We start from the raw sequence: 1,101 nt of genomic DNA, 5'->3' as shown, positions 1-1,101 counted from the left end.
GGTGATCACGAGAGCCGCGGGGAGACCGCTGAGCTGCTCGGTCGTCGCCCTCAGCGGCGAGGCGGTGATCTGCGCGCGCTCGGCCTCGTCGGTCGTGTACTGGTCCCAGAACCACTGCATGCCGTCACGACGGAGGAAGTAGCCGGTGGCGAACTGCCGGTACGAGCCGGTGTCGAAACTCGCGTCGGTCACCGGGTAGAACAGCACCTGGTGCTTGAGGGCCACGTCACCGCGCTGCTTGGCCATCAGCGTCAGAGCGGCGGTCATGTTGCCGCCCACCGAGTCGCCGGCCACGGCCAGCCGGGCACCGTCCAGCTGCTTGGTGGCACCGTCCTGGACGATCCACCGGGCGACGGCGTAGTTCTGCTCGACGGCCACGGGGTAGCGGGCCTCGGGCGAGAGGTCGTACTCGGGGAAGACCACGGCCGCGCCCGCGCCCACGGCGAGTTCGCGCACCAGGCGGTCGTGCGTGTGCGCGTTGCCGAACACCCATCCGGCGCCGTGGATGTAGAGGATCACCGGCAGCGTCCCCGTGGCGCCGGCCGGCTTCACGATGCGCGCCCGGACGTCGCCCGTCGGCCCGCCCTTGACCGTGATCCACTCCTCGTCGATCTCCGGCTTCGCCACGCCGTCGCCGGACTGGACCTCGTCCACCGCCTTACGGCCGTCCGCGGGGGCGAGTTCGAAGAGATAGGGCGGGTTCGCGGTCGCCTCGGCGAAAGCGGCAGCGGCCGGTTCCAGCACGGGGGAGGTGCGTGCGACGTCTTCAGGCATGAGCGGTACTCCTGCAATCCGTGAACCCGGCGCACGGTGCCGGGTCGTGCCGGATGCGTGCACCGGGGAATCAATGGGGTGTACAGGAAACGCTAGGGCGTGACGGCCGTGCTCCCTTGCCCGCGCACGCACGGATGTTGCCTGCCCGTGCACAGCACGCCGGAGGCGGGGACGGAGAGAGACGCCCCCGCCCACGACGGGTGGGGTGGGGCGCCCGCCCGGCACCCCACCCCTGACCCGCCCTGCGGTCCGTGTACCCCGTCGGGGCTAGTTGATGGCCTTGATGAGTTCACCGTTCGCGGTGTCGCCGCTGAGCTCCCAGAAGAA

General features: G+C 70.8%; 1 protein-coding gene. It reads right to left on the bottom strand.

The window, feature by feature from the left end; all coding sequences use genetic code 11:
* On the bottom strand, positions 1 to 774 hold a 774-nt coding region (locus tag ACFU7D_RS29810; protein ID WP_378874171.1), incomplete at its 3' end, for an alpha/beta hydrolase.
* Positions 775 to 1,101 lie beyond the last annotated feature (327 nt).

Source organism: Nocardioides sp. NPDC057577, assembly GCF_042801335.1.
Lineage (GTDB): Bacteria > Actinomycetota > Actinomycetes > Propionibacteriales > Nocardioidaceae > Nocardioides.
This window is presented reverse-complemented; position numbering and strand designations above follow the sequence as displayed.